This is a genomic window from Bradyrhizobium cajani (assembly GCF_009759665.1).
GTDB lineage: Bacteria > Pseudomonadota > Alphaproteobacteria > Rhizobiales > Xanthobacteraceae > Bradyrhizobium > Bradyrhizobium cajani.
The window spans coordinates 155,902-180,410 of sequence record NZ_WQNE01000011.1; the positions used below are offsets into that span (position 1 = coordinate 155,902).

The 24,509-nt window shown below is 64.5% G+C and carries 24 protein-coding genes and 1 tRNA gene; 18 read left to right on the forward strand and 7 right to left on the reverse strand.

Annotation, left to right across the window (positions count from 1 at the left end):
* Positions 1-48: 48 nt before the first annotated feature.
* The 3 genes from GPL20_RS15955 to GPL20_RS15965 all read right to left on the reverse strand — a co-directional run bounded on the left by GPL20_RS15955 (position 49) and on the right by GPL20_RS15965 (position 2,138).
* Complete coding sequence (locus tag GPL20_RS15955; protein ID WP_157330405.1) at positions 49-348, reverse strand: HU family DNA-binding protein; 300 nt, start codon at positions 346-348, stop codon at positions 49-51.
* 262 nt (positions 349-610) lie between these two features.
* Positions 611-1,720: a hypothetical protein gene (locus GPL20_RS15960; RefSeq protein ID WP_157330406.1), complete on the reverse strand. Its 1,110-nt coding sequence runs from the start codon at positions 1,718-1,720 to the stop codon at positions 611-613.
* A 160-nt stretch (positions 1,721-1,880) separates the two neighbouring features.
* Positions 1,881-2,138, reverse strand: a complete 258-nt coding sequence (locus tag GPL20_RS15965; RefSeq protein ID WP_157330407.1) for a hypothetical protein — start codon at positions 2,136-2,138, stop codon at positions 1,881-1,883.
* 400 nt (positions 2,139-2,538) lie between these two features.
* On the opposite strand from GPL20_RS15965, the gene GPL20_RS15970 reads away from it, so the two are divergent.
* Both GPL20_RS15970 and GPL20_RS15975 read left to right on the forward strand, forming a co-directional pair.
* Positions 2,539-4,623: a caspase family protein gene (locus tag GPL20_RS15970; protein WP_167533051.1), complete on the forward strand. Its 2,085-nt coding sequence runs from the start codon at positions 2,539-2,541 to the stop codon at positions 4,621-4,623.
* 16 nt (positions 4,624-4,639) lie between these two features.
* The gene (locus tag GPL20_RS15975; RefSeq protein ID WP_157330409.1) at positions 4,640-6,148 is read left to right on the forward strand and encodes a caspase family protein; all 1,509 of its coding nucleotides are present in this window, start codon (positions 4,640-4,642) and stop codon (positions 6,146-6,148) included.
* Positions 6,149-6,400: 252 nt separating this feature from the next.
* Here the strand turns inward: GPL20_RS15975 and GPL20_RS15980 are convergent.
* The 4 genes from GPL20_RS15980 to GPL20_RS15995 form a co-directional block, all read right to left on the reverse strand.
* Positions 6,401-6,477, reverse strand: a tRNA-Asp gene (locus tag GPL20_RS15980).
* Positions 6,478-6,638: 161 nt separating this feature from the next.
* Positions 6,639-6,842: a hypothetical protein gene (locus GPL20_RS15985; RefSeq protein ID WP_157330410.1), complete on the reverse strand. Its 204-nt coding sequence runs from the start codon at positions 6,840-6,842 to the stop codon at positions 6,639-6,641.
* 142 nt (positions 6,843-6,984) lie between these two features.
* Entirely contained in the window at positions 6,985-8,280 is a 1,296-nt protein-coding gene (locus tag GPL20_RS15990) for a spinster family MFS transporter (RefSeq protein ID WP_157330411.1), read from the reverse strand.
* Positions 8,281-8,399: 119 nt separating this feature from the next.
* Complete coding sequence (locus tag GPL20_RS15995; protein WP_157330412.1) at positions 8,400-9,590, reverse strand: aromatic ring-hydroxylating dioxygenase subunit alpha; 1,191 nt, start codon at positions 9,588-9,590, stop codon at positions 8,400-8,402.
* Between the two features lie 181 nt (positions 9,591-9,771).
* Here GPL20_RS15995 and GPL20_RS16000 point away from each other — a divergent pair, with 181 nt between their 5' ends.
* From GPL20_RS16000 to nuoI, 16 genes are all read left to right on the forward strand, one after another.
* Positions 9,772-10,281 carry a MarR family winged helix-turn-helix transcriptional regulator gene (locus GPL20_RS16000; protein ID WP_157330483.1) on the forward strand — a complete coding sequence of 170 codons (510 nt, stop codon included), beginning with the start codon at positions 9,772-9,774 and terminating at the stop codon, positions 10,279-10,281.
* Between the two features lie 175 nt (positions 10,282-10,456).
* Entirely contained in the window at positions 10,457-12,712 is a 2,256-nt protein-coding gene (locus GPL20_RS16005; protein WP_167533052.1) for a TonB-dependent siderophore receptor, read from the forward strand.
* A gap of 22 nt (positions 12,713-12,734) precedes the next feature.
* On the forward strand, positions 12,735-13,871 hold the full coding sequence (locus GPL20_RS16010) for a PepSY-associated TM helix domain-containing protein (RefSeq protein ID WP_254126174.1): 1,137 nt from the start codon (positions 12,735-12,737) through the stop codon (positions 13,869-13,871).
* On the forward strand, positions 13,868-14,101 hold the full coding sequence (locus GPL20_RS16015) for a hypothetical protein (protein WP_157330414.1): 234 nt from the start codon (positions 13,868-13,870) through the stop codon (positions 14,099-14,101). The genes GPL20_RS16010 and GPL20_RS16015 overlap by 4 nt, the downstream gene beginning before the upstream one ends.
* A 248-nt stretch (positions 14,102-14,349) precedes the next feature.
* Positions 14,350-14,715, forward strand: a complete 366-nt coding sequence (locus GPL20_RS16020) for an NADH-quinone oxidoreductase subunit A (RefSeq protein WP_027550614.1) — start codon at positions 14,350-14,352, stop codon at positions 14,713-14,715.
* Positions 14,706-15,293, forward strand: a complete 588-nt coding sequence (locus GPL20_RS16025) for a NuoB/complex I 20 kDa subunit family protein (protein WP_167533053.1) — start codon at positions 14,706-14,708, stop codon at positions 15,291-15,293. Before GPL20_RS16020 ends, GPL20_RS16025 begins: the two co-directional genes overlap by 10 nt.
* Before the next feature lie 11 nt (positions 15,294-15,304).
* Positions 15,305-15,913, forward strand: coding sequence for an NADH-quinone oxidoreductase subunit C (locus GPL20_RS16030; RefSeq protein WP_157330418.1), 609 nt, complete (start codon positions 15,305-15,307; stop codon positions 15,911-15,913).
* Positions 15,914-15,947: 34 nt separating this feature from the next.
* The gene (locus tag GPL20_RS16035; RefSeq protein ID WP_157330420.1) at positions 15,948-16,328 is read left to right on the forward strand and encodes a four helix bundle protein; all 381 of its coding nucleotides are present in this window, start codon (positions 15,948-15,950) and stop codon (positions 16,326-16,328) included.
* A 49-nt stretch (positions 16,329-16,377) separates the two neighbouring features.
* The gene (locus GPL20_RS16040; RefSeq protein ID WP_157330421.1) at positions 16,378-17,574 is read left to right on the forward strand and encodes an NADH-quinone oxidoreductase subunit D; all 1,197 of its coding nucleotides are present in this window, start codon (positions 16,378-16,380) and stop codon (positions 17,572-17,574) included.
* Positions 17,574-18,536, forward strand: coding sequence for an FkbM family methyltransferase (locus tag GPL20_RS16045; RefSeq protein WP_157330423.1), 963 nt, complete (start codon positions 17,574-17,576; stop codon positions 18,534-18,536). The genes GPL20_RS16040 and GPL20_RS16045 overlap by 1 nt, the downstream gene beginning before the upstream one ends.
* Before the next feature lie 10 nt (positions 18,537-18,546).
* Positions 18,547-19,158: an NADH-quinone oxidoreductase subunit NuoE gene (gene nuoE, locus GPL20_RS16050; RefSeq protein WP_157330425.1), complete on the forward strand. Its 612-nt coding sequence runs from the start codon at positions 18,547-18,549 to the stop codon at positions 19,156-19,158.
* Positions 19,158-19,364 carry a hypothetical protein gene (locus GPL20_RS16055; RefSeq protein ID WP_157330426.1) on the forward strand — a complete coding sequence of 69 codons (207 nt, stop codon included), beginning with the start codon at positions 19,158-19,160 and terminating at the stop codon, positions 19,362-19,364. Before nuoE ends, GPL20_RS16055 begins: the two co-directional genes overlap by 1 nt.
* 15 nt (positions 19,365-19,379) lie before the next feature.
* On the forward strand, positions 19,380-20,705 hold the full coding sequence (gene nuoF, locus GPL20_RS16060) for an NADH-quinone oxidoreductase subunit NuoF (protein ID WP_157330428.1): 1,326 nt from the start codon (positions 19,380-19,382) through the stop codon (positions 20,703-20,705).
* Positions 20,706-20,710: 5 nt separating this feature from the next.
* Entirely contained in the window at positions 20,711-22,786 is a 2,076-nt protein-coding gene (gene nuoG / locus GPL20_RS16065) for an NADH-quinone oxidoreductase subunit NuoG (RefSeq protein ID WP_157330430.1), read from the forward strand.
* Between the two features lie 10 nt (positions 22,787-22,796).
* A complete protein-coding gene (gene nuoH / locus GPL20_RS16070) occupies positions 22,797-23,864 on the forward strand; it encodes an NADH-quinone oxidoreductase subunit NuoH (RefSeq protein WP_157330432.1) in 1,068 nt (355 codons plus the stop codon).
* Positions 23,865-23,878: 14 nt separating this feature from the next.
* Entirely contained in the window at positions 23,879-24,367 is a 489-nt protein-coding gene (gene nuoI, locus GPL20_RS16075; protein ID WP_027529879.1) for an NADH-quinone oxidoreductase subunit NuoI, read from the forward strand.
* Positions 24,368-24,509 lie beyond the last annotated feature (142 nt).

The following is a 24,509-nucleotide window of genomic DNA, read 5'->3' on the forward strand; positions in this document are numbered from 1 at the left end:
TACCAGAAAAGCGTCATTCCGGGGGCCGCATTGGCATGATGCGCAGCTTCAGATCGCTTCCTTGAGCTCCTTGACCGGGCGGAAGGCGACTTTCTTGCTGGCCTTGATGTGGATCGGCTCTCCGGTCGCGGGGTTGCGGCCGGTGCGCGCGGCGCGCTTGCGGACCTGGAGAATGCCGAGCCCCACGATCCGGACGCGGTCGCCTTTCTTGAGGTGCCTGGTGATCAGTTCGACCATGTCGGTGAGAACGGCTTCGGCGTGCTTCTTCGACAGGTCCTGGCTCTCCGCGATGTCGGCGGCGAGATGCTTGAGGGTGATGGTCGCTGGAGCGGCTGCCTTCTTGGCCATGTCTGGCCTCCTCGATTGTCTCGGGAATGCCTCAAAGGGCTCCCCAACCTGCAGGTTCCCGCAGGCCTAGACGATTCGGTGTCCGACTGACTACGCCATGGTTCCAGTAGGGAGGATGCGCGACGTCTGACGAAGCCCGTCGACTTTCGGGCCAAACAAGAGGCGCTGGACGATCCGTCCCACGGAATGCGCGTCAGTACGCATAAAAAAATGCCCGCTTGAGCGGCGGGCATCGGGTCTCCTGATGTCTCCCGGGGGGGCCTTACCAGGTGTAGCGAAGCCCCGCCTGCGTACCCACGACTTGGGTCCCACTGGTGCCGAGCGCAAGCCCTGTTTTCGGGAGCGTCGTCCCGCTGGCATGGATTTCGATAAAGGACGAGAACTGCGGCGTCCACAGCACCGTGATCTTGCCTGAACCGCGGCCGCCATAGGCACCATCGACGCTACCCGCGCCGAACCCGCTCATGTCGACGATCTTGAAGACCTGCCCCGCCACCGTCGGCTGGATCGTGAAGCCGATCCACTTCGTCTCGAAACCAGCGCGAGCGCCGCCGTGAACTTCGGTCGTTTCGCCGGTCTTGGTGCCGAAATTGGCCGTGTAGGCTTCCGTGTAGGTCACGCCGGCAGTCGGCTCGATCCAGACCGTGTAGGGGAAGTCGAAGCGGTACTGACCGTTGAGCGTGTAGGCCGCGCTGCTGGCGTCGGGGATCCCGCCCACGATGGCCAAATTGGTCGTGCTGCGGGTCCAGCTTGCGAGTGCGGTGAAGTCGGCCGAGAAGCCGCCATTGATGTAGGACAGGGTACCGGAGGTCGATGGAATCGAGCCATCAAACACGAAGGGCCCCCCAAAGGCAGTGCCGCCAGTGAAGGCATGCGACCACGTCTGGGAGCCCGTACCGATGAAGGTCAACGCGTCGGTTGCAGTGAAGATGCCGATCTTGGTCACGTCGAACGCGCCGGTCACCGTTGCGACGCTGGTTTCAGTTCCGAGCGTCGTGCCCTTGTCGCCGCTCCCGACCAGGTTGGCGCCATACAGCCAGGTCGCCACGGGCGGCGCCGCCAGCGCCGGAGCCTTGGTGTAGGGAGCTTTGGCGTAGGCCAGCGCGCTGAAGGGATCACTGATGCCGTTCGAAGCGAAGGGATCGCGGCCGTTAAAGTCCGAGGTCTCGCCGCTGAAGCGCATCACGCCAGTTCGAGAGACGATCTTGCGTTGCTGAATCTGATCACGAACGTTCTGGATGATGTTCTGGACGACGTTGTTGACGACTTCCCGCGGGATGTTGGAATTCGTCTGCGCGACTGCTGGTTGCACCATGACGACCGCGAGAGCCGCAGCAGCCAACAGGCCCTTGAACAGCTTGGAGAACTGCATCCTCGCCCCCGAGAAAGAAATGAAATAAACGGCAGGACTATTAACCCATCATCGGGGCGCTGGTAGTGCAAAAAGAACACACCCACTTGGTTAGATCGCCCTATCCAAACTGGACGAACCGCCTTTCGTAATTTGGCACCGTGCAGCATCGCTGCGCGCATCACTCTCTCGATCGGTTGGCTTGCCGCGATTTGTCGGCCTTCGAGAGGTGACGAGCGCGAACGCTTGATTTGGTCTTCGAGGCGCGTTGCTCGGCCTCTCTTTGCTTGATCTGCCGTCGCACGTCGTCGCGCACGCCCTGAATGATCGATTCCCGCGACGCTTCGGCCGGATCATCGCAGCGGGCCGCGCCGGACAACGCCATCAGCAGTCCGAAGGCTGCGAGGGGCAGGCGGAAAGCCCGGGGCATGTGCATCATCTGTAAATCTCCAAGGTATTTCGTCTGGGCTCGTGCCGGCTGCACCATCAACCCGGGTCCTGCACGAACGGTTTCACCGTGCGCGAGGCGCCGGCGGATTCGTCGGTGCGAAGCCGGTATCGGTTCACAGGTCGGTGGGAGACCGCCGTTTGATGTCGTCATCCCCCTGATTTCAATGTAAAACAGGCGCTCGACCTTGGCTCGGCGCCGCAATCGATATTTTCCGATTTCCGAGATTTTCTGGATGTTTGAGCTCTATTGCCCTGGAATCAATGCTTGTGGAAAACGGCGTGAGGTCTCCAAATCCCTGGCTCTTGTGCGGCGTCTGATCTTTCTGGGCCTGGTTGCGCTGTCATTCCTCGTTGCGGCGCCAGCCTCGGCTGGGGAGAGGATTGCGCTGGTGGTGGGCAACAGCGACTATCGCATGGTGCCGAAGCTGGCCAATCCCGCCAACGACGCAGCCGACATGGCCAACGCGCTGGAACGTCTCGGGTACAGCGTCAAGCACCTCGTCGACCTCGACTACAATCGCTTCCGGCAGGCCCTGATCGACTTTGGCAACGCTGCGAAGTCGGCCGAAAAGGCGGTGATCTTCTTCGCCGGCCACGGCGTCGAGATCGATGGAAAGAATTGGCTGATTCCCGTCGACGCCGCGATCAAATCCGAGATCGATGTCTATGCCGAGGCGATCAATCTGGAGACACTGATCGACATCTCGGTGATGCCGAAGGTCATCGGCCTCGTGGTCCTTGACGCCTGCCGCAACGACCCGTTCAAGGCGACCAACGTCGCTGCTGCGGGGCGGTCGCTCGTCTCGCGATCCACTCCGGCGAAGGGATCGGCCGAGCGGCCGTCCCGTGCATCGGGCCCGCCGGCACCGATCGCCACGGACATGCGTGGGCTGGCGCCCGTCGAGGTCAGCGACAATGTGCTGGTTGCCTTCGCTGCCGCCGCCGGCACCACCGCCAGCGACGGTGCCGGACGCAACAGCCCTTACTCCGGCTCGCTGCTGCGCCACGTCGAGACGCCGCAGCTGGAGATCAACTATCTGTTCCGGATCGTTCATGACGATGTCTGGAAGGAGACAGGGACGCAGGAGCCCGCGATCTACGGTACGCTTCCGAAGGCAGACATCTATCTCAACGGCGATGCCGCCGTTGCAATGAGCGATGGCGGAGCGGATGCAGAGCGGGTCGCCTGGGAGTTCGTCCGCTCGACCAACGAGATCGCGACACTGCGTCGGTTCGCCGTGCAGTTTCCGGCCGGTCTGTACACCGCCGAGATCAACGACCGCATCGCGCAATTGAAAACGGCGGAAGAGAACGCCTGGACGATCGTCGAACGGCAGAAGTCTCTCGCAGCCTACCGCGCCTATCTCGATCTCTATCCCTATGGCGAGCACGTCGAGAGCGCGCGCGTCACACTGGCCTCGCTCGAGAAATCGGCGAGGTCCGGCCCGTCCGGGGGGCAGGTGGACATGCCCGGCCCGCCGCCGGCGAGCTACCAGCTCGCTTCGGCCGACACGACGGCCGGCAATTCGGAATCGGTCGAGAAGGCCTGGGACGTGCTGAAGGAATCGCGCGATCAGGGCGTGGTCGGCCGGTTTGCCGAACGTTATCCGAGCCTGCGCCACAACCGCTTGCCGCCCGGAAGCGACCTTGCGCTGCGGCCGGTCAATTCCACCGACTGGATGTTGCGCACAAGCCAGGACAGCGACGTGAACTCCTGCTTCGATGGCGATGCCGGAGCCTGCGCCAGGTCCGTCAAGACATACCCCGACTACGTGCAGCTTCAGTTCCAGCTCTGCCGGTCCAAGGGCAATCCCAAGGGATGCATGATCAATGCCGTGACCGAGGCGCGCAAGCGCGGCCTGTTGGTCTCGGCCTACACCCGCTCTGAAGAAGAGAAGGTTCGCAATCGCGAGTATCGGCGCGTCGTCGCGCGCGTGCATCAGAATGTCGGCAACGTGGTGAGCGGTGTCGTCAGCAACGTGGTTGGCAACGTGGTCAGCAATGCCGTCAGCGCCAGCGTTTCGGCCGCGGCCAGCAATGCCGCGGCCAACGCGGCGTCGAGAGCTGCAAGCGCGTCTGCGTCGCACGCAGCCAGCAGAGCGGCCTCGTGGGCCGCTTCAAGCGCTGCGAGCAGGTCGGCATCGGGCGCAGCGTCAAGCGCGGCCAGCAAGGCGGCGTCCTCGGCCGCCTCGAATGCCGCAAGCCGCGTCCCAATTCCCTCCGATGTTCGCCTCAAGGAGGACATCACCGCGCTCGCCGACACCGGCAACGGCCTTCGTCTCTACCGCTATCGCTACAGGGGCGATGGCACGTTCTATGTCGGCGTGATGGCGCAAGAGGTCGCGCAGCTTGTGCCTGCCGCGGTCTCGCGGGGAATGGATGGATATCTCCAGGTCGATTATGTCCTGCTCGGCCTGGAATTCCTCACCTATCGGGACTGGATAGCGCGTCATTCCCATTCAGCACTCCATTAAGGGACGCGACCTCGCCTTGCGATCGCTGGTCCTGTTCGCTGTCGTCGCCATCGGGCTGATCCTTGGTGCGGACGCCGAAGCCGCCGACGGCCGCGTCGCCCTCGTCATTGGCAATTCCAGCTACAGGCATGCGCCGCAGCTCGCTGCGCCCGTCAACGACGCCGAGGACATCGCGGCCGCTCTTGCCGGCCTCGGTTTCGATGTCGACCTGCGGAAGGACGTGACCATCGCGGAGCTGCGGACGGGGCTTCGCTCTTTCAGCGAAAGGGCGGCCAGGGCCGACATCGCGGTCTTCTATTTTGCCGGATACAGCGCAGCCGCCGGCATCGGCGGCTATTTGATCCCGGTCGATGCGCAGCTCGCCGCGCCGCCGTCGTTCCGTGCGGAGACGATTCCTCTGCCGGCAGCGATCGCCGAAGCCGCCCGCGCGCGCACGCTCGGGCTGGTGATACTGGACGCCATGCGGGACAATCCGTTCCCGAGCAAGCCCGACGGCCGCAGCAGTGGCGGCGATCTCGGCGCCTCGGCAGGAGGCGCTCCGCTCCGCAATACGCTGGTGTTCTTTCCGACCGAGCCGGGCCGGATCGCGGAGGAGGGCGAGGGCCGCAACAGCCCGTTCGCTGCGGCGCTGCTGAAATATCTCCCGCAGGCCGACCTCGAGATCAATTTCGTGTTTCGTCACGTCCGCGACGACGTGCGGGAGACGACACGGCAGAAGCAGACGCCGTACATGTACGGCCAGCTCTCGAAGGACAGGATCTACCTCAATCCCGTCAAGCAGGCCGCCATCGTGCCGGCCGATCCCGCCGTGGCGCGGCGCTGCGACGACCTCGCCGCCGCGCTGGAGGATGCAAGGAAGGGCACCGTTGACCAGGGCGGCGCGCGCGACGACGCGAAGGACGCGGTTGCGGCCTGCACGGACGCGGTCAAGCAGTCGCCGGGTGCCGATCGATTGCAGTATCAGCTCGGGCGCTCGCTGTTTGCCGCGCGCGACTACGCCGGGGCCATGGCGAGCTACAAGACGGCATCCGAACTCGGCAATGCGCGCGCGATCTATGAGATCGGCCGGATGTACGACAGCGGCACCGGCGTGGAAAAGGATGCCGCGCGGGCGCGCTTCTACTACGAGATGGCAGCCGAGAAGAAGGTTGCGCCGGCGATCGTCGGTCTCGGCGTGCAGCAGGAACGTGGGATAGGGGCGGACAGCGATCCCGCGAAAGCCTATGCCCTCTACCAGCGCGCCGCCGATCTCGGCGATGCGATCGCCATCAACAGGATGGGGGAGCTCGCCGAGAAGGGACTGGGCATCAAGCAGAACCTGAAACAGGCGCGCGCCTTCTACGAAAAGAGCGCCGCCATGGGAGCGCCGGAGGCGATGGTCAATCTTGCCCGATGCAATGCCAACGGCATCGGCGGCCGCAAGGACATCCCCGGGGCAAGGCGGCTCCTGGCGAAGGCCGCGCAGGCCGGCAGCGCCGACGCAAAGCGCATCCTCGCCCACATCGAGGATGCCAAGCCGAGATAGGCAATTGGCGGCTTTTGACAGCCGTCTGTGCCCCGCGGAACCAGCAGCGGCTCTGGCTGGAACCGGAGCCCTCGGGCGCGCCCCGGCCTCGTGCACCCGATTTCACGCGAATCGGCAGTCGGGAAAGCAAGATCGGCCGACTGGGCGCGTTCCCAGGGCAGAGGGGGAGAGAAGGATGAGGGCGCAGCAGTCGAATTGCGACATGCGCGGGGTCGAAATAGGGTCTGGGAGGGGTGCTAAGCCATTGATAAATGGCGCGAGAGACGGGGCTCGAACCCGCGACCTCCGGCGTGACAGGCCGGCGCTCTAACCAACTGAGCTACTCCCGCGTGGCTCGCTGAACGCGCGCGGAACGAGGGGGGACTTAAAGGCGGGGCTTGGTGAAGTCAAGGATGTTGCGCTTCGCCGGGGCGCCTCAGTTAAGTATTGCTCTGGAAAACGAAAAGGCCGCCCGGAGGCGGCCACTGGGTTTGCCCGGATGGGGCCGGAGTCAGCGAATCTCGGACGTTCCGGCGCTCGTGACCGCCACCGGCTTGCCGGCCTTGATCACGTGGGTGGCCTGGGCTGTCTGGCCGTAATCGGCATTGGTGCGGGCCGCGATTCCGAAGCCGGCCACCGCAATGCCGGCCACCAGCGCCACCACCACGATCTTGAGGTGGGTCGCACGATCAGCAGAGTGAATTGAGTGGTTCATCTGAGCCTCCCGACGGGCTTTGCCGCCGTCTATGGCTCTGTCTTAAGGACCATCTGTTTCCGGATGGTTTCGCGGGTTCCGTAAAATGGTTTCATCTGGTCGCCCGGCTGGTTTCGCCGGGCGGCGGATGTGCGGGCCGGCCTCAGGCGGCGGCCCGGCCGATGTCGTTGCGGATCGAGCGGGCGGCCCAGACGAACAGCAGAGCGCCCAGCGTGGTGGTGACCGCCGCCGAGAGCAGGGAATAGCGCACGGCGTCCGTGCCATAGCTGCCCTTCAGCGCGTCGTTAACCATGCCGACCGCGAGCGGGCCGACGCCTTGGCCGAAACAGGTCGCAGTCAGCGCGATGAGTGCGGAGGCCAGCGCCCGCATGCTCGGCTTGGCCACGGTCTGCGCGATCGCGAAGATCGGTCCGAGATGGAAGCCGACCAGGAACGAGGTCAGCGCCAGCATGGCCACCATCATCGCGAAATCCTGCGTCAGCATGCACAGCGCGAACACGGGGCCGGCAAGGCCGGAGGTGATCGCGGGCGCCCACAGCTTCCAGCGGTCGTCGCGGCGGCTCACCTGCGCCACCACGAAGCCGCCGAGCAGGGTGCCGGCCATGCCGGCGAGCCCCTTGAAGGTGCCGGCATAGGTGCCGATCTCGGCGCTCGACAGATGATGTACGCGCGCGAGGAACGGCGGGATCCAGGCCGCGGTCGCATAGTTGGTGTAGGTGGTCAGGCAGAAGCCGATCAGCACGATGATGAAGCTCTGCTGCGAGGCCAGGAAGCGCAGCGTCGGCCCGAGCGGCTCGGGCACAAAGCTCTCCTGCATCGCGCCGCGCTTCGGCTCGGAGATCGTGAGCCACAGCACCAGTGCGAGCAGGATGCCGGGAAGGCCGGCGACATAGAACGCCATCCGCCAGCCATAGTGCTGGTTGACGTAGCCGCCGACGAAATAGCCGAGGAAGACGCCGAGATAGGTGCCGATGGCGTAGATGCCGAGCGCGCGCGGGCGCTCGTTCTTGGCAAAGAGATCGGCGACGATGGATTGCGAGGCGGGAGAGCCTGCGGACTCGCCGATGCCGACGCCGATGCGTGCCAGCGCCAGCGAGGTCACGCTGGTGGCCGCGCCGCACAGCGCCGTCATCGCGCTCCAGAACGCGAATGCGACGGCAACGATGTTGCGCCGGTTGAGCCGGTCGGCGACGCGCGCGATGGGGATGCCGAGCAGGGAATAGAACAGCGCGAAGCCGAAGCCTGCGAGCAGGCCCATCATGGTGTCGCTGAGCTGGAACTCCTTCTTGATCGGCTCGATCAGCACGTTGAAGATCGTGCGGTCGAGGAAGTTCAGCGCGTAGATGATGGTGAGCAGCCCGAGCACGTAATAGCGCCGCGCCGAGGGCTTTGCCGCGGCGGCCGTTTGCACCGACACTTGTGACGTCACATCGACCATCGCTTCCCCCAATCTGTCTTTGTTGTCGTTGTCGGTCCAGCCCTGATCGGAGCTGGCTGCTTTGGAGCGTTTTCGAGCGAAGTGGACACCGGTTCGCGTAAGGAAAACGCATCAAAACTCTAGGCGTCGCGGATGTAATTCCCCGCTTCGAATTCGACCGGCGGCGCGCTTGCATCGAAGGACACGCCGATCGGGTCGCGGCCTGCGGCGAGTGCGTCGAGCTGGTCGCTCAGCATGCGCCGGATCAACAGGATGCCGCGGTCGCTCTGGCCGAAATGCTCCTCGGAGTGGACGGTCACCTCGCCCTGACCGACCTGGGCTTCGTAGTCGCCCGGGAATTGCTGGTGCTCTTGCTCGGTCATGTCCCACCAGAACTTGCCGTTGAATTTCGAGCGCATGCGGCCGATGTCGCCGGGAGTCTTGACGCGGCCGGCGACATAGATGCGGAAGGACGTATCGTCGATCGGAAGCACCCAGCCGAGCGACTCGACGCGGGCAAATTGCGCAACGCGCGGGTTCGGCACCACGCGCAGCGTCGGCAGTGCGGCCTCGCTGACGCGATAGAACACCTTGCCGTCGTCCTGCCTGCGCTCCGAACGCACGAGGACGCCGCGCGGCGATTTCTCGAACTTCACCTCCGGGATCGAGGCCATCATGTTGGTGAATTGCGGGCCCGAGAACGAGCCGTGCAGCACCGGCACGTGATAGGGATCGACCACGTTCTCGAAATGCTGGAGCCAGTTGCAGGGGATGATGGCGGGGCCGCCGCCGCCGATCGAGGAATCGTCGGCCTCGACCAGCTCGCCATCGTCCATGTTTTCCAGGCATTCGTAAGCCGGCAGCACCGGGCGTTTCTCGGCCGGGCCCATATAGGCAAAGATCAATCCGTAGCGCTCCTCGACCGGGTACCAGGGCTGGCGCACCTTGTCCTTGAACTGGCCGCCCTCGGGCTCGCAGGGCTGCTCCAGGCAGTGCCCCTCGGTGTCGAACTTCCAGCCGTGATAGCAGCAGCGGATGCCGTCCTCCTCGACCTTGCCATAGTAGAGCGTGGTGCCGCGGTGGCAGCAGCGGGCGTGCAGCAGGCCGGCGCGCCCGTGCTTGTCACGGAAGAGGACAAGATCTTCCCCGAGCGCGCGCACCTTTTTCGGCGTGTCTGTGGCATCGCCGGTGAGCCCGACTGGGTGCCAGTAGCGACGGAGCAGCTCGCCCATCGGCGTGCCGCGCACGACCGAGGTGAGCTCGGTGCGGGTATGCGCCGGTTTCATCGCATAGGCCGTGCCGAGATCGCGATCCCGCTGGGTGATCGTCATGCTGGTCCTCCCGCTGTGGGCCGTGCCGGCCGGGCCTTTTTGATGCCTTGTCTCAGTGAAAAATAATTCGATGACAATGTCAACGATCTTCCAAATGCCTCTTAGACGCATTTGGGTGAGGCGGGCAGGCCGCCATGGCCCGGGCTTGGCAGGCTCCGGCTTTCTTGGCAGAGGTGGAATGATGAGCCAGACTGAGAGCAGGGGCGGATCGTCCGAAACGGACGACAGCGAGTCGGCGGCGCCGATCACCGCGATGCTGTCGTCGCGGCTGATGGTGCTCGCCAACCTGCTCAAGCGCGGCGCCATCCTGCGCTACAAGCGCCTCACCGGACTGAACTCGGTCGAGTTCGGTCTCGTCGCCTCGCTCGGCCGGCGGCCGCCGATGAGCGTGGCGCGGCTTGCCGAGGCGGTCGGTCAGGACAAGGGACAGATCAGCCGTGCGCTGGCAAATCTTCTCTCGCGCAAGCTGATCGCAAAATCGGCAAATCCGAAGGATAGCCGCGAGGTCCTGATCTCGCTCACCGCGGCGGGCCTCGCCGCGCATGATGCGATCGTCGATGGTGCGCAGGAGCGCAACCGGCGCCTGCTGGAACATCTGAGCGAAGCCGAATTCCAGACATTGCTGCGACAGGTTGACCAGCTCACCGCGATCGCCGCCGACATGCTCGAGATCGAGAAGAATTTGCGCTGACGTCTCAGCAACCTCCGGAAATATTGGAGCGTCTCTAAGAATCTTTCTAAGAAGCATTCAATTAGGGAATTCGCGCGCCCTCCAATAAGCGTCACCGTAGCGCATGCCGCCCCGGGACTGGCGGCATGACGCATTGAATAAGCAGCTTTGGGGTGGCGCGTTGAACAGTCTTGGAATGCTGCGGTCGGCCGTGTTGGCGACCGCGTCCGCTTGGGTCTTGGTGCCGCAGGCATCGCTCGCACAATCATCGGCGCAGAGTGGCGCACAGAACATTCCGTCGGTGACCGTCGCTGCGCCGGAAGCGCGGCGGCGCGCGCCCGCCGCTGTGGTGCGTAGCGCGCCGCGGCGATCGGTGCAGACCGCCAATCGCAACAGACCGCAGCCGCAGCGCGATGTCGGCTTCGTCGAGACGCCGCGCGGTCCGGTGAACGGCTACGTCGCCGGCCGCAGCTCGTCGGGCACCAAGACCAACACGCCGATCATGGAGACGCCGCAGTCGGTGTCGGTGATCGGCGCCGAGCAGATCCGCGACCAGAAGCCGAACAAGCTCGACGAGGTCCTGCGCTACACTGCCGGCGTGCGCGCCGGAACGTTTGGCACGGACACCCGCAACGACTGGTGGCTGATCCGCGGCTTCAAGTCCGAAGACATCGGACTGTTCCTCGATGGCTTGCAACTGTTCTACACCTCCTACGCGAGTTGGAAGCTGCAACCTTTCAACATGGAGCGCGTCGAGGTGCTGCGCGGTCCCTCTGCGGTGCTTTATGGCGGATCGAGCCCGAGCGGCATCGTCAACGTCATCAGCAAGATGCCGCCGGCCGAGCCGATCCGTTACATCGAGACCGGCGTCAACAATTTCGGCAACGCCTATGTCGGCTTCGATTTCGGCGGACCGGTCGCGACGAGCCCCGAGAACGGCAAGCTGTTCGCTCGCGTGGTCGGCCAGGTCCAGAACGGCGGCACGCAGGTCAACTTCACGCCCGACAACAACTATTTCATCGCGCCCTCGGTCACCTGGAAGCCGGATGCCGACACGACCTTGACGGTGCTGGCCTCGGCCTCGAAGCAGGACACCCGTGGCATCAACTTCCTGCCCTACAGGGGCACGGTGACCAACGCGCCGTTCGGCAAGATTCCCACCAGCTTCTTCGTCGGCGATCCCAGCGTCGACAAGTTCACGCGCGAGCAGGAGATGCTCGGCTATCAGTTCGAGCGCCATCTCACCGACGACCTGACATTCCGTCAGAACGCCCGCTTTGCGCATGTCGACATTACCTACCGCGGCTACGTCGGCAACGATTGGGCCGACATCAATACGGCCACCCTCAATCGCTACAATTGGTACGCGAAGAACACTGCCAACCAAGCCAATCTCGACAACCAGCTCGAGTATCGTTTCAACACCGGCCCGGTCGGGCACACGATGCTGTTCGGGGTCGATCTGAAGGGCTACCAGATCGACGATTATCAGGCCTTCGGGTTTGGCGTGCCTGCGATCAATGTCTTCAATCCCGCCTATGGGGCGGCCGAGGTTCCGCTACCGAGCGCTCCGTTCCGAAACTTCCTGATCACGCAGAAGCAAGCCGGCACCTATCTTCAGGACCAGATGAAGCTCGGCAATTTCACGCTGGTGCTGAGCGGCCGCAATGACTGGGTCGAGACGACGCAGGCCGCCCGCGACACGGGCGCTACGGTCGCCAGCCGCGACGACAGCAGGTTCAGCGGCCGCGCCGGGCTGATCTATAATTTCGACAACGGCATCGCGCCCTACGTGTCCTATGCGACGAGCTACAATCCGATCATCGGCCTCAACGCCCAGAACCAGCTGTTTCTGCCAGAGACCGGCAAGCAGGCCGAAATCGGCGTGAAGGTCGCGCCAAGGGGCTTCGATGGCTACTTCACGGTCTCGGCTTTCGATCTGGTCCGTCAAAATGTCGCGACGACATTGCCGGGCAGTGTTCCCGTGTTGCAAAACCAGACTGGCGAGGTGACCTCGCGCGGCATCGAGCTCGAAGCAGTGGCCAATGCCACCAAGGAGCTGAAGCTGATCGGCTCCTTCACGGCCTATCATCTCTTCAACAGCAAGGATCTCGATCCGACGCTGGTCGGCAAGACGCCGACCAACACGCCCGAGATGCTGGTGTCGGGCTGGGCCGACTACACCTTCAAGGACGGACCGCTGGAAGGATTTGGTTTCGGCGGCGGCGTCCGCTACATCGGCTCGTCCTGGGCCGATGCCACCAACACGCTCGAGGTTCCCGCGGTCGTGCTCGGCGATCTCGCGCTTCATTACGAATGGCAGAACTGGCGCACGGCCCTCAACGTCATCAACCTGACCGACAAGATCTATGTCGCGAGCTGCGCGTCGGCCACGTCCTGCTTCTACGGCGACCGCCGGCGCGTGACCGCCAGCGTTTCCTACAAATGGTGAGAAACGGCGAGGGGAGGGCCCCGTGAAGGCGCGCACGGTCAGACTCTGGTCCGTGGTCCACACCTGGACCAGCCTGATCTCGACCGTGTTCCTGCTGCTGCTCTGCCTCACCGGCCTGCCGCTGGTGTTCCACCACGAGATCGATGAGCTCCTGGGCTATGCCCCCCAGCCCGAAGCTCACGCGAGCGCGGCGCGCGCGACGCCGCAAGCCGTCGCCGACGCCGCGCTCGCCGCCGATCCCGGCCGGGTCATGCAATATATCTCCTGGGACAAGGACGAGCCCGGGATCGTGATGGCCTTCACCAACAGCGCGCCTGACGGGCTTCCCGACAACGCGACGGTGCGAGCCTTCGACGCCGTCTCGGCCAAGCTGCTCGGGCCGGTCGGCGTCGGGCCGATGCTGATCGTGCTCAAGCTGCACACCGACATGTTCGCCGGCCAGGCCGGGAAACTGTTCCTCGGTGCCATGGGGCTGTTGTTCGCCGTAGCAATCGTCTCCGGCGTGGTGCTGTACTGGCCATTCACCCGCCGCCTGCGCTTTGCCACCATCCGCGGTCATGCGTCCCATCGCGTGCGCTGGCTCGACTGGCACAATCTGATCGGGGTGGTGACGGTGGCCTGGGCGCTGGTGGTCGGGCTGACCGGCGTCGTCAACACCTGGGCCGAGCTGATGCTGAACCAGTGGAAGGCGACCGAACTCGCCAGCATGGTCGCGCCCTATGCCGGCAAGCCGCCGCCCGCGCATCTCGCCTCGCTCGACGACATCGTCGGGAGGGCGAGGGGGGCGGCTCCCGGCATGGAGGTCGCCTTCATCGCCTATCCGGGCACGCCGTTCACGTCCTCGCACCACTTCGCGGCCTTCATGAGGGGCGACACGGCGCTGACGGCGCGGCTGCTGAAACCGGTCCTGCTGGACGGCGAAAGCGGCGAGGTCGCCGACAGCCGGGCACTGCCGCTCTATCTCCAGGCCCTGCTGATCTCGCAGCCGCTGCATTTCGGTGACTACGGCGGCATGCCGCTCAAGATGATCTGGGCCGCGCTCGACCTGTTCACGATCGTCGTGATCGGCAGCGGCCTCTATCTCTGGCTGGCGCGGCGACGGAAGCGGACGTCCGCCCGCGCCGACGCATTCGCCAGACGAGCCCCGGTCCCGTCGTGATGCATGGCTCCTCTGATCGCTCGCGCCTGTGGATACGTGTCTTTGCAGCACCCATCCTGCTGGCGGCTGCGACCGTCACCGGTCTCCTGGCCGCGCTGCTGTGGGGCGCGATCGGCCAATATGTCGCCTGGGTGACGGTGGGGGCACCGGTGCTGGTCGTCGCCTGGGTTTGGGTGCGCTGCCGTACTCAAAAAACCGGGCAATTTTCGCGGACGATACGCGGCAAATAGCCGGCGCGGCGTGGGCGTCGCAAGCTCGGACCGGCCACCCTGCAAGACCGCGGGCACTCTTGCTGGCTCTGGCGATCTGCTCCATACCAGCCGCGGGGTGATTCCGGGATTTTCACTGCCATTGGGGCGGCAAAGGGCCTAAAAAGAGCGTGTCTTGCGCCCATTGGTGCACTGCGCTAAGGCTCAGAATAATTCCAAATCGGACGAATCCGTGGCTGTCCCGAGGCCACGGCAAAAAGGGCTCGTCAATGAGCGGCATTCTGCAGAACTATCTTCCACTCGTCGTCTTTATAGGGGTAGCGGGCCTCATCGGCCTCGTGCTGCTGATCGCGCCCTTCATCGTGGCGTTCCAGCAGCCGGACCCGGAAAAGCTGTCGGCGTATGAGTGCGGTTTCAACGCCTTCGACGACGCCCGAATGAAGTTCGACGTCCGCTTCTATCTGGTCGCCATCCTCTTCATCATCTTCGACCTCGAGGTGGCGTTCCTGTTTCCCTGGGCGGTGGCGTTCGGCAAGCTTGGCGCGACCGGCTTCTGGTCCATGTTGGTGTTCCTCGCCGTGCTGACGGTCGGGTTCGCCTATGAATGGAAGAAGGGAGCACTCGAATGGGATTGAACCCTGCATCGTCCACAGGTCCGGTTCTCGCGCCGGCCCCCAAGGGCATTCTGGATCCGTCGACCGGCAAGCCGGTCGGGGCCAATGATCCGTTCTTCCTCGAGGTCAATTCGGAGCTGTCCGACAAGGGCTTCTTCGTCGCCGCGACCGACGACCTCATCACTTGGGCGCGCACCGGCTCCTTGATGTGGATGACCTTCGGTCTCGCCTGCTGCGCGGTCGAGATGATGCAGGTGTCGATGCCGCGCTACGACGTCGAGCGCTTCGGTTTCGCGCCGCGTGCCTCGCCGCGCCAGTCCGACGTGATGATCGTCGCCGGCACGCTGACCAACAAGATGGCCCCGGCTTTGCGCAAGGTCTACGACCAGATGCCCGAGCCGCGCTACGTCATCTCGATGGGCTCCTGCGCCAATGGCGGCGGCTACTATCACTATTCCTACTCGGTCGTGCGCGGCTGCGACCGCATCGTGCCGATCGACATCTACGTGCCGGGCTGTCCGCCCACGGCGGAAGCTCTGCTCTACGGCGTGCTGCTGCTGCAGAAGAAGATCCGCCGCACCGGCACCATCGAACGCTAAGGTTTTACGTCATGGACGACGCCAAGCTCGACGCACTGGGGCAGACGATCGTTAGCGCGCTTCCGGGCGCCGCCACCGGTCACTCGGTGGCCTTCAACCAGCTCACGGTGGACGTCGAGGCCGCCAAGATCGTCGAGGTGGTCAAGTACCTTCGCGACGACCCGGGCTGCCGCTTCGTCAACATCACCGACGTGACCGCGGTCGATTACCCCTCGCGCGAAAAGCGCTTCGACGTGATCTACCACTTCCTGTCACCGACGCTGAACACGCGGATCCGGCTGCGGGTCGCCGCCGACGAGACCACGCAGGTGCCGTCGCTGATCGACGAATTCCCCGGCGCCGACTGGTTCGAGCGCGAGGCCTACGACCTCTATGGCGTGTTCTTCGTCGGCCATCCCGACATGCGCCGCCTCCTCACCGATTACGGTTTCGAGGGCCATCCGCTGCGCAAGGATTTCCCGACCACCGGCTTCGTCGAGGTCCGCTACGACGACCAGGAGAAGCGGGTGGTGTACGAGCCCGTCCGGCTCAACCAGGAATTCCGCAAGTTCGACTTTTTGTCTCCGTGGGAGGGGGCGGATTATCCGGTCCTTCCGGGCGATGAAAAGGCGAAGCAGTGACTAGCGAATAGCGAGTGGCGAATAGGGATGTTAGTTGAGCGACCAATCGATCAATTCGTATCGGGACCTGAGAGTATGGCAGGATGCCATGTCTCTGGCGGAGTCCTGCTATCGATTGACGGCTCAATTCCCTCGCGACGAACTGTTCGGACTGACTTCGCAGATCAGACATGCAGCAGCGTCTATTCCGGCGAACGTCGCGGAAGGACATGGGCGCGAAAACACGGGCAGTTTCGTGCAATCGCTGCGAATTTCGCAGGGATCGCTCAAGGAGCTGGAAACTCATCTGCTCTTGGCCGAGCGCGTTGGCATTTTAGCCGCGTCCGATCTGGAGCCAGTCTTGGGTCGAAGCGAGAGCTTGGGCAAAATGCTTCGCGCGTTGATACGTTCTCTGCAGGACAAGTCCACGAAATGACTATTCGCCATTCGCCATTCCCCATTCGCCTCGCAGCAGGAGCTGCGTCATGAACGAGCAACCCGAACAGCTTCGCAATTTCACCATCAACTTCGGGCCGCAGCATCCGGCGGCACACGGCGTGCTGCGCCTCGTGCTGGAGCTTGACGGCGAAATCGTCGCGCGCGTCGATCCCCATATCGGCCTGCTTCACCGCGGCACCGAAAAGCTGATCGAGCAGAAGACCTATCTCCAGGCGATCCCGTATTTCGACCGCCTCGACTACGTCGCGCCGATGAACCAGGAGCACGCCTTCTGCCTAGCTGCCGAAAAGCTGCTCGGCATCGAGGTGCCGCGCCGCGGCCAGCTGATCCGCGTGCTCTATTGCGAGATCGGCCGCATCCTGTCGCATCTGCTCAACGTCACCACGCAGGCGATGGACGTCGGCGCGCTGACCCCGCCGCTGTGGGGCTTCGAGGAGCGCGAGAAGCTGATGGTGTTCTACGAGCGCGCCTCCGGCAGCCGTATGCACGCGGCCTTCTTCCGCGTCGGCGGCGTGCATCAGGACCTGCCGCAGAAGCTGGTCGACGACATCGAGGCCTGGTGCGATCCGTTCCTCAAAGTCGTGGACGACCTCGACCGGCTGCTCACCGCCAACCGCATCTTCAAGCAGCGCAACGTCGACATCGGCGTGGTGCCGCTGAAGGAAGCCTGGGAGTGGGGCTTCTCGGGCGTGATGGTGCGCGGCTCGGGCGCGGCCTGGGACCTGCGCAAGTCGCAGCCCTATGAGTGCTACGCCGAGATGGATTTCGACATTCCGATCGGCAAGAACGGCGACTGCTACGACCGCTATCTGATCCGCATGGAAGAGATGCGCCAGTCCGTGCGCATCATGAGGCAGTGTATCCAGAAGCTGAACGCGCCGGAGGGGAAGGGACCCGTCGTCGTCGCCGACAACAAGGTCTCGCCGCCGCGCCGTGGCGAGATGAAGCGCTCGATGGAAGCGCTGATCCACCACTTCAAGCTCTACACCGAAGGCGTCCGCGTGCCGGCCGGCGAGGTCTACGCCGCGGTCGAGGCGCCGAAGGGCGAGTTCGGCGTCTATCTCGTCTCGGACGGCACCAACAAGCCCTACAAATGCAAGATCCGCGCGCCGGGCTTTGCCCATCTGCAGGCGATGGACCACATCTGTCGCGGCCATCTGCTCGCCGACGTCTCGGCCATTCTCGGCTCGCTCGACATCGTGTTCGGAGAGGTCGATCGGTGATGGCGCAGGCGCCAATCCAGTTTGACCGTGCCTCGGGGGCCCTTGAAGGGGCCAACCTGTGGGAGCGGACGGCTGCCTTGGCGCTGGTGACGGGATCGAAGATCTCCTCGCACTTCTCGCATATGGGCTACATCGCCTGCGCGAACCTGCTGCGGAAGACGCTGCCCGAGCGCAACATCGCGATCAGGCTCAATCCCGACGCCGTGTTCGAATTCCCTTACGGCGACGGCTACTGGAGCAAGCTGCTCAACCGCTCCTATAATTACGAGGATGAGCTGGAGCTGCTGTTTTCCGACTCCGTCGACGTCGACTACACGCTGCTCGATTGCGGCGCCAATTACGGCTACTGGTCGGTGCTGGTGTCGAGCAGGCCGTTCGGTTCGCACAAGGCGATCGCGATCGAGCCGTCGGGGCAGAACTATCCGAAGCTCGCCAACAACGCGCGCGTCAACGATGGCCGCTTCGAGACCATGAAGTGCGCGATCGGTGCCGCCCGCGGCACCGCGCACCTGTCCGGCACCAAGCACGAGGCCTTCAGCATCGCCGGCGATGCGTCGGCCGGTGGCGAGGAGGTGCCGGTCATCGCGCTCGACAATCTGATCGACGACGGCAAGGTCGCACCCAGCGGCAAGTACCTGATCAAGCTCGACGTCGAGGGCGTCGAGATCGAGGCGATCAAGGGTGGCGCCCGGCTGCTTGAGGCCGACAGCGTCATCATGTGCGAGGAGCACGGCAGCGACCGTTCGCATGCGGTGTCGCGCTACATCCTCGAACAGACCCCGCTGAAGCTGATCGTGTTCGATCCGCGCAGCAACCGGATGGAGACCGTGACCGAGCTGTCGATCCTCGACCGGATCAAGGTCTCGACCCACGTCGGCTACAACGTTTTCGGCACCGCAAGCGCATTCTGGCAGGACAGGATCGATGCCCTGAATGCGAAAACCGCGCGCCGCATGCAGTGAGAGATAAGAGATGTCCGTTCGCCGATTAGCACCGAAGGAAGTCCAGCCCGCGAGCTTTGCGTTCACGGAGGAGAACCTTGCATTCGCCCGGCAGCAGATCGCGAAATATCCGGCCGGCCGCCAGGCCTCCGCGGTCATCGCCATCCTCTGGCGGGCGCAGGAGCAGCACGACGGTTGGGTGTCGGAAGCCGCGATCCGCGTCATCGCCGACATGCTCGACATGCCCTATATCCGCGTGCTGGAAGTCGCGACCTTCTACACGATGTTCCAGCTAGCCCCCGTCGGCAAGAAGGCCCACGTCCAGGTCTGCGGCACCACGCCGTGCCGCCTGCGCGGCGCCGAGGATCTCATCCACGTCTGCGAGCACCGCATCCATCACGAGCCCTTCCATCTCTCCAAGGACGGCAATTTCAGCTGGGAAGAGGTGGAGTGCCTGGGCGCCTGCGTGAACGCGCCGATGGTGCTGATCGGCAAGGACACCTATGAGGACCTGACCAAGGAAAGCTTCGGCAAGGTGCTCGACGGCTTCGCTTCGGGCAATCCGCCCAAGCCCGGTCCGCAGAACGGCCGCCAGTTCTCGGCGCCGACCGGCGGGCCGACCACGCTGAAGGAGATCACCTGATGCGTGATATCTCGTCGCCTTCGGTGGAGGGGAGCGGTGCCATGAAGAAGTGGGGCTTCATCGCGTTGCATGCCGCCGTGGCGGCCATCTTCATTTTCCTGCTTCAGCGTTTCAGCCTGAACGCGTCGCTGGAATCCAGTCTGCTCTGGGCGCTGACGTTTGGCGTCTGCGCCGCCGGGCTTGCCTACAAGCAAGCCAACCGTTGATCGGAAAGCACTGAAATGCTCGAGGACAAGGACCGCATCTTCAAGAACCTCTACGGCCTCCACGACTGGGGGCTCGCGGGCGCGCGGCGCCGTGGCGCCTGGGATGGCACCAAGGCCATCATCGACAAGGGCCGCGACTGGATCATCAACGAGATGAAGGCGTCGGGCCTGCGCGGGCGCGGCGGCGCCGGCTTCCCGACCGGCCTGAAATGGTCGTTCATGCCGAAGGAATCGACCGACGGCCGCCCGAGCTATCTCGTCGTCAACGCCGACGAGTCCGAGCCCGGCACCTGCAAGGACCGCGAGATCATGCGGCATGATCCGCATCTGTTGGTCGAAGGCTGCCTGATCGCGAGCTTCGCGATGAACGCGCATGCCTGCTACATCTATGTCCGCGGCGAGTTCATCCGCGAGCGCGAGCACCTCCAGGCCGCGATCGATCAGGCCTATGAGGCGAAGCTCGTCGGCAAGGACAACGTCAACGGCTGGCCGTTCGATATCTACGTCGCGCACGGCGCCGGCGCCTATATCTGCGGCGAGGAGACCGCGCTGCTCGAAAGCCTCGAAGGCAAGAAGGGCCAGCCGCGCTTGAAGCCGCCGTTCCCGGCCAACGTCGGCCTGTTCGGCTGCCCGACCACCGTCAACAACGTCGAGTCCATCGCGGTTGCGCCGGACATCCTGCGCCGTGGCGCAGCCTGGTTCGCCAGCATTGGCCGTCCGAACAATGTCGGCACCAAGCTGTTCTGCATCTCCGGCCACGTCGAGCGGCCCTGCAACGTCGAAGAGGCCATGGGCATCCCGTTCCGTGAGCTGATCGACAAGCATTGCGGCGGCATCCGTGGCGGCTGGGACAACCTCAAGGCCGTGATCCCCGGCGGCTCGTCGGTGCGCATGGTGCCGGCCGAGCAGATCATCGACACGCCGATGGATTTCGACAGCCTGAGCAAGCTGCGCTCGGGCCTCGGCACCGCGGCTGTGATCGTGATGGACAAGTCGACCGATCTGATCCGCGCCATCGCCCGCATCTCCTATTTCTACAAGCATGAGAGCTGCGGCCAGTGCACGCCGTGCCGCGAAGGCACCGGCTGGATGTGGCGCGTCTTGACCCGCATGGCCGAAGGCCGCGCCCACAAGCGCGAGATCGACATGCTGCTCGAGGTGACAAAACAGGTCGAAGGCCACACCATCTGCGCGCTCGGCGACGCAGCCGCATGGCCGATCCAGGGCCTGATCGCGCATTTCCGTCACGAGATCGAAGCGCGCATCGACCAGTATTCGCACAAGGCCGACATCGACGATGCCGGCGTCCGCGATCCCGTGAACATGGTCGCGGCGGAGTAGGAAGAATGACCAAGCTCATCATCGACGGCAAAGAGATCGATGTTCCGCCGGAGTACACGCTGCTCCAGGCGTGCGAGGCCGCCGGCGCCGAGATTCCGCGTTTCTGCTATCACGAGCGGCTGTCGATCGCCGGCAATTGCCGGATGTGCCTCGTTGAAGTGAAGGGCGGCCCGAAGCCGGTCGCGAGCTGCGCCTGGGGCGTGCGCGATTGCCGTCCGGGCCCCAAGGGCGAGCCGCCGGAAATCTCCACGCGTTCGCCGATGGTCAAGAAGGCACGCGAAGGCGTGATGGAGTTCCTTCTGATCAACCATCCGCTGGACTGCCCGATCTGCGACCAGGGCGGCGAGTGCGACCTGCAGGACCAGGCGATGGGCTATGGTGTCGACACCAGCCGCTTCGCCGAGAACAAGCGCGCGGTCGAGGACAAATATCTCGGCGCGCTGGTCAAGACCTCGATGAACCGCTGCATCCAGTGCACGCGCTGCGTCCGCTTCTCGGCGGAGGTCGCCGGCGCCCCCGAAATGGGCGCCACCGGCCGCGGCGAGGACATGGAGATCACGACCTATCTCGAGCACGCGCTGACGTCGGAATTGCAGGGCAATCTCGTCGACATCTGCCCGGTCGGCGCGCTGACCTCGAAGCCCTATGCCTTCGCGGCGCGCCCGTGGGAGCTCGGCAAGACCCAGTCGATCGACGTCATGGATGGCCTCGGCTCGGCGATCCGCGTCGACACCCGCGGCCGTGAAGTCATGCGCGTGCTGCCGCGCATCAACGAGGCCGTGAACGAGGAGTGGATCTCCGACAAGACCCGTCACATCATCGACGGCCTACGCACCCAGCGGCTCGACCGGCCCTATATCCGCGAGGCCGGCAAGCTGCGCGCGGCGAGCTGGCCCGAGGCCTTTGCCGCGATCGCCGCGAAAGCGGCGCGCACCGACGGCAAGCGCATCGGCGCGATCGCCGGCGACCTCGCCGGCGTCGAGGAGATGTTCGCGCTGAAGGATCTGCTGGCCAAGTATGGCTCGGCCAATCTGGCGGTGCAGGGCGGCGACGCCTTCGATCCGGCGCTCGGCCGCGGCTCGTACATCTTCAACCCGACCCTTGCAGGTGTCGAGCAGGCGGACGCGCTGCTGATCATCGGCGCCAATCCGCGGAAAGAGGCGGCCGTGTTCAACGCCCGCATCCGCAAGCGCTGGCGTGCCGGCGGCTTCAAGATCGGCGTGATCGGCGCCAAGGCTGATCTGACCTATGACTACGACCATCTGGGCGCAGGCACCGAGACGCTCGGCGAACTCGCGGCCGGCAAGCACTCCTTCATGGACGTGCTGAAGAAAGCCAAGCACCCGATCATCCTGGTCGGTGCGGGCGCGGCCTCGCGTCACGACGGCGCCGCCATTCTGGCCGCTAGCGCCAAGCTCGCGCTCGATGTCGGCGCGGTGAAGGACGGCTGGAACGGCTTTGGCGTGCTGCACGAGACCGCCTCGCGCGTCGGCGCGCTCGACATCGGCTTCACCGCCGGTCAGGGTGGGCTGAACGCCGCGCAGATGACGACGTTCGGCACGCTGGACCTCCTGTTCCTGCTTGGCGCCGACGAGATCAAGGCGCCGGACGGCACCTTCGTCGTCTATATCGGCACCCATGGCGACCGCGGCGCGCATCGCGCCGACGTGATCCTGCCGGCGGCGGCCTACACCGAGAAGTCGGCGATCTACGTCAACACCGAAGGCCGCGTGCAGATGACCGGCCGCGCCGCGTTCCCGCCGGGTGAAGCCCGCGAGGATTGGGCGATCGTCCGCGCGCTGTCGGAAGCGCTCGGCAAGAAGCTCGGCTATGACTCGCTCTCCTCGCTGCGCCAGGCGATCTTCAAGGCCGTGCCGCACCTGATCCGTCTCGACCAGATCGAGGCCGGCTCAGCCGACCAGATCAAGAAGCTGGCGGGGAAGGGCGGCTCGCCCGAGAAGGCGCCGTTCAAGCCGCTGGTCGAGGACTTCTACCTGACCAACCCAATCGCGCGTGCGTCCGCCGTGATGGCGGAATGTTCGCGCCTCGCCTCCGGGCACATGCTGACCGCAGCGGAGTGAGCGTGATCTGATGGAATTCTTCGAAAGCGCATTCTGGACCGGATTTCTCTGGCCGCTGATCATCATGGTCGCGCAGAGCGTCCTCGTGCTCGTCGTCCTCCTGGTCGCGATCGCCTACATCCTGCTCGCCGACCGCAAGATCTGGGCGGCGGTGCAGATCCGCCGTGGCCCGAACGTGGTCGGCCCGTGGGGCCTGCTGCAATCCTTCGCGGACTTGCTCAAGTTCGTGCTGAAGGAGCCGATCATCCCCGCCGGCGCCAACAAGGGCGTGTTCCTGCTGGCGCCGCTGGTGTCGTGCGTGCTCGCACTCGCCGCCTGGGCGGTGATCCCGACCAATCTCGGCTGGGTGATCTCCGACATCAATGTCGGCATCCTCTTCATCTTCGCGATCTCGTCGCTGTCGATCTACGGCATCATCATGGCCGGCTGGTCGTCGAACTCGAAATATCCGTTCCTGGCCGCGCTGCGCTCGGCGGCGCAGATGGTGTCCTACGAAGTCTCGATCGGCTTCGTCATCATCACCGTCCTGCTCTGCGCCGGCACGCTGAACCTGTCGGCCGTGGTCGAGGCCCAGCATGCGCGCGGCCTTGCCAGCCTGATCGGGCTGCCGCAGCTCACCATCCTGAACTGGTACGTCTGGCCGCTGTTCCCGATGTTCGTGGTGTTCTACGTCTCGGCGCTGGCGGAAACCAACCGTCCGCCCTTCGACCTCGTCGAAGCGGAGTCCGAGCTCGTCGCCGGCTTCATGGTCGAGTACGGCTCGACGCCGTACCTGCTGTTCATGCTCGGCGAATACGTCGCGATCGTCACGATGTGCGCGATGGCGACGATCCTGTTCCTCGGAGGCTGGCTGCCGCCGGTCGACCTGCCGCCCTTCAACTGGGTGCCGGGGATCATCTGGTTTTCGCTGAAGCTGTTCTTCATGTTCTTCCTGTTCGCGATGGCGAAGGCGATCGTGCCGCGCTACCGCTACGATCAACTGATGCGTCTCGGCTGGAAGGTGTTCCTGCCGATCTCGCTCGCGATGGTGGTCGTGGTGGCCGGTGTGCTGCATTTCGCCGGCATCGCGCCGAAGTGAGGGCCGTCATGGGTATCAACATCAACGCCACTGCACGCTCGCTTCTGCTGTCGGAATTCGTCTCGGCGTTCTTCCTCGCCATGCGCTATTTCTTTCAGCCGAAGCCGACGCTGAACTATCCGTTCGAGAAGGGCCCGATCTCGCCGCGCTTCCGTGGCGAGCACGCGCTGCGCCGCTATCCGAACGGCGAAGAGCGCTGCATCGCCTGCAAGCTGTGCGAAGCGATCTGCCCGGCGCAGGCTATCACCATCGAGGCTGGCCCGCGCCGCAACGACGGCACCCGCCGCACCGTGCGCTACGACATCGACATGGTGAAGTGCATCTATTGCGGCCTCTGCCAGGAGGCCTGTCCAGTCGACGCCATCGTCGAAGGTCCGAACTTCGAGTTCGCGACCGAGACCCGCGAGGAACTGTTCTATGACAAGGCCAAGCTGCTCGCCAACGGCGACCGCTGGGAACGCGAGATCGCGAAAGCGATCGAGCTCGACGCGCCGTACCGGTGAGGTGAGGGCATGATCCTTCCCGCCATCCTCTCGTCATTCCGGGGCGCGCGAAGCGCGAACCCGGAATCTCGCGCCACAATCTCTGGATTCTCCGATGCGCAATTGCGCATCGTAGTTCGCGGACTTCGTCCGCGCCCCGGAA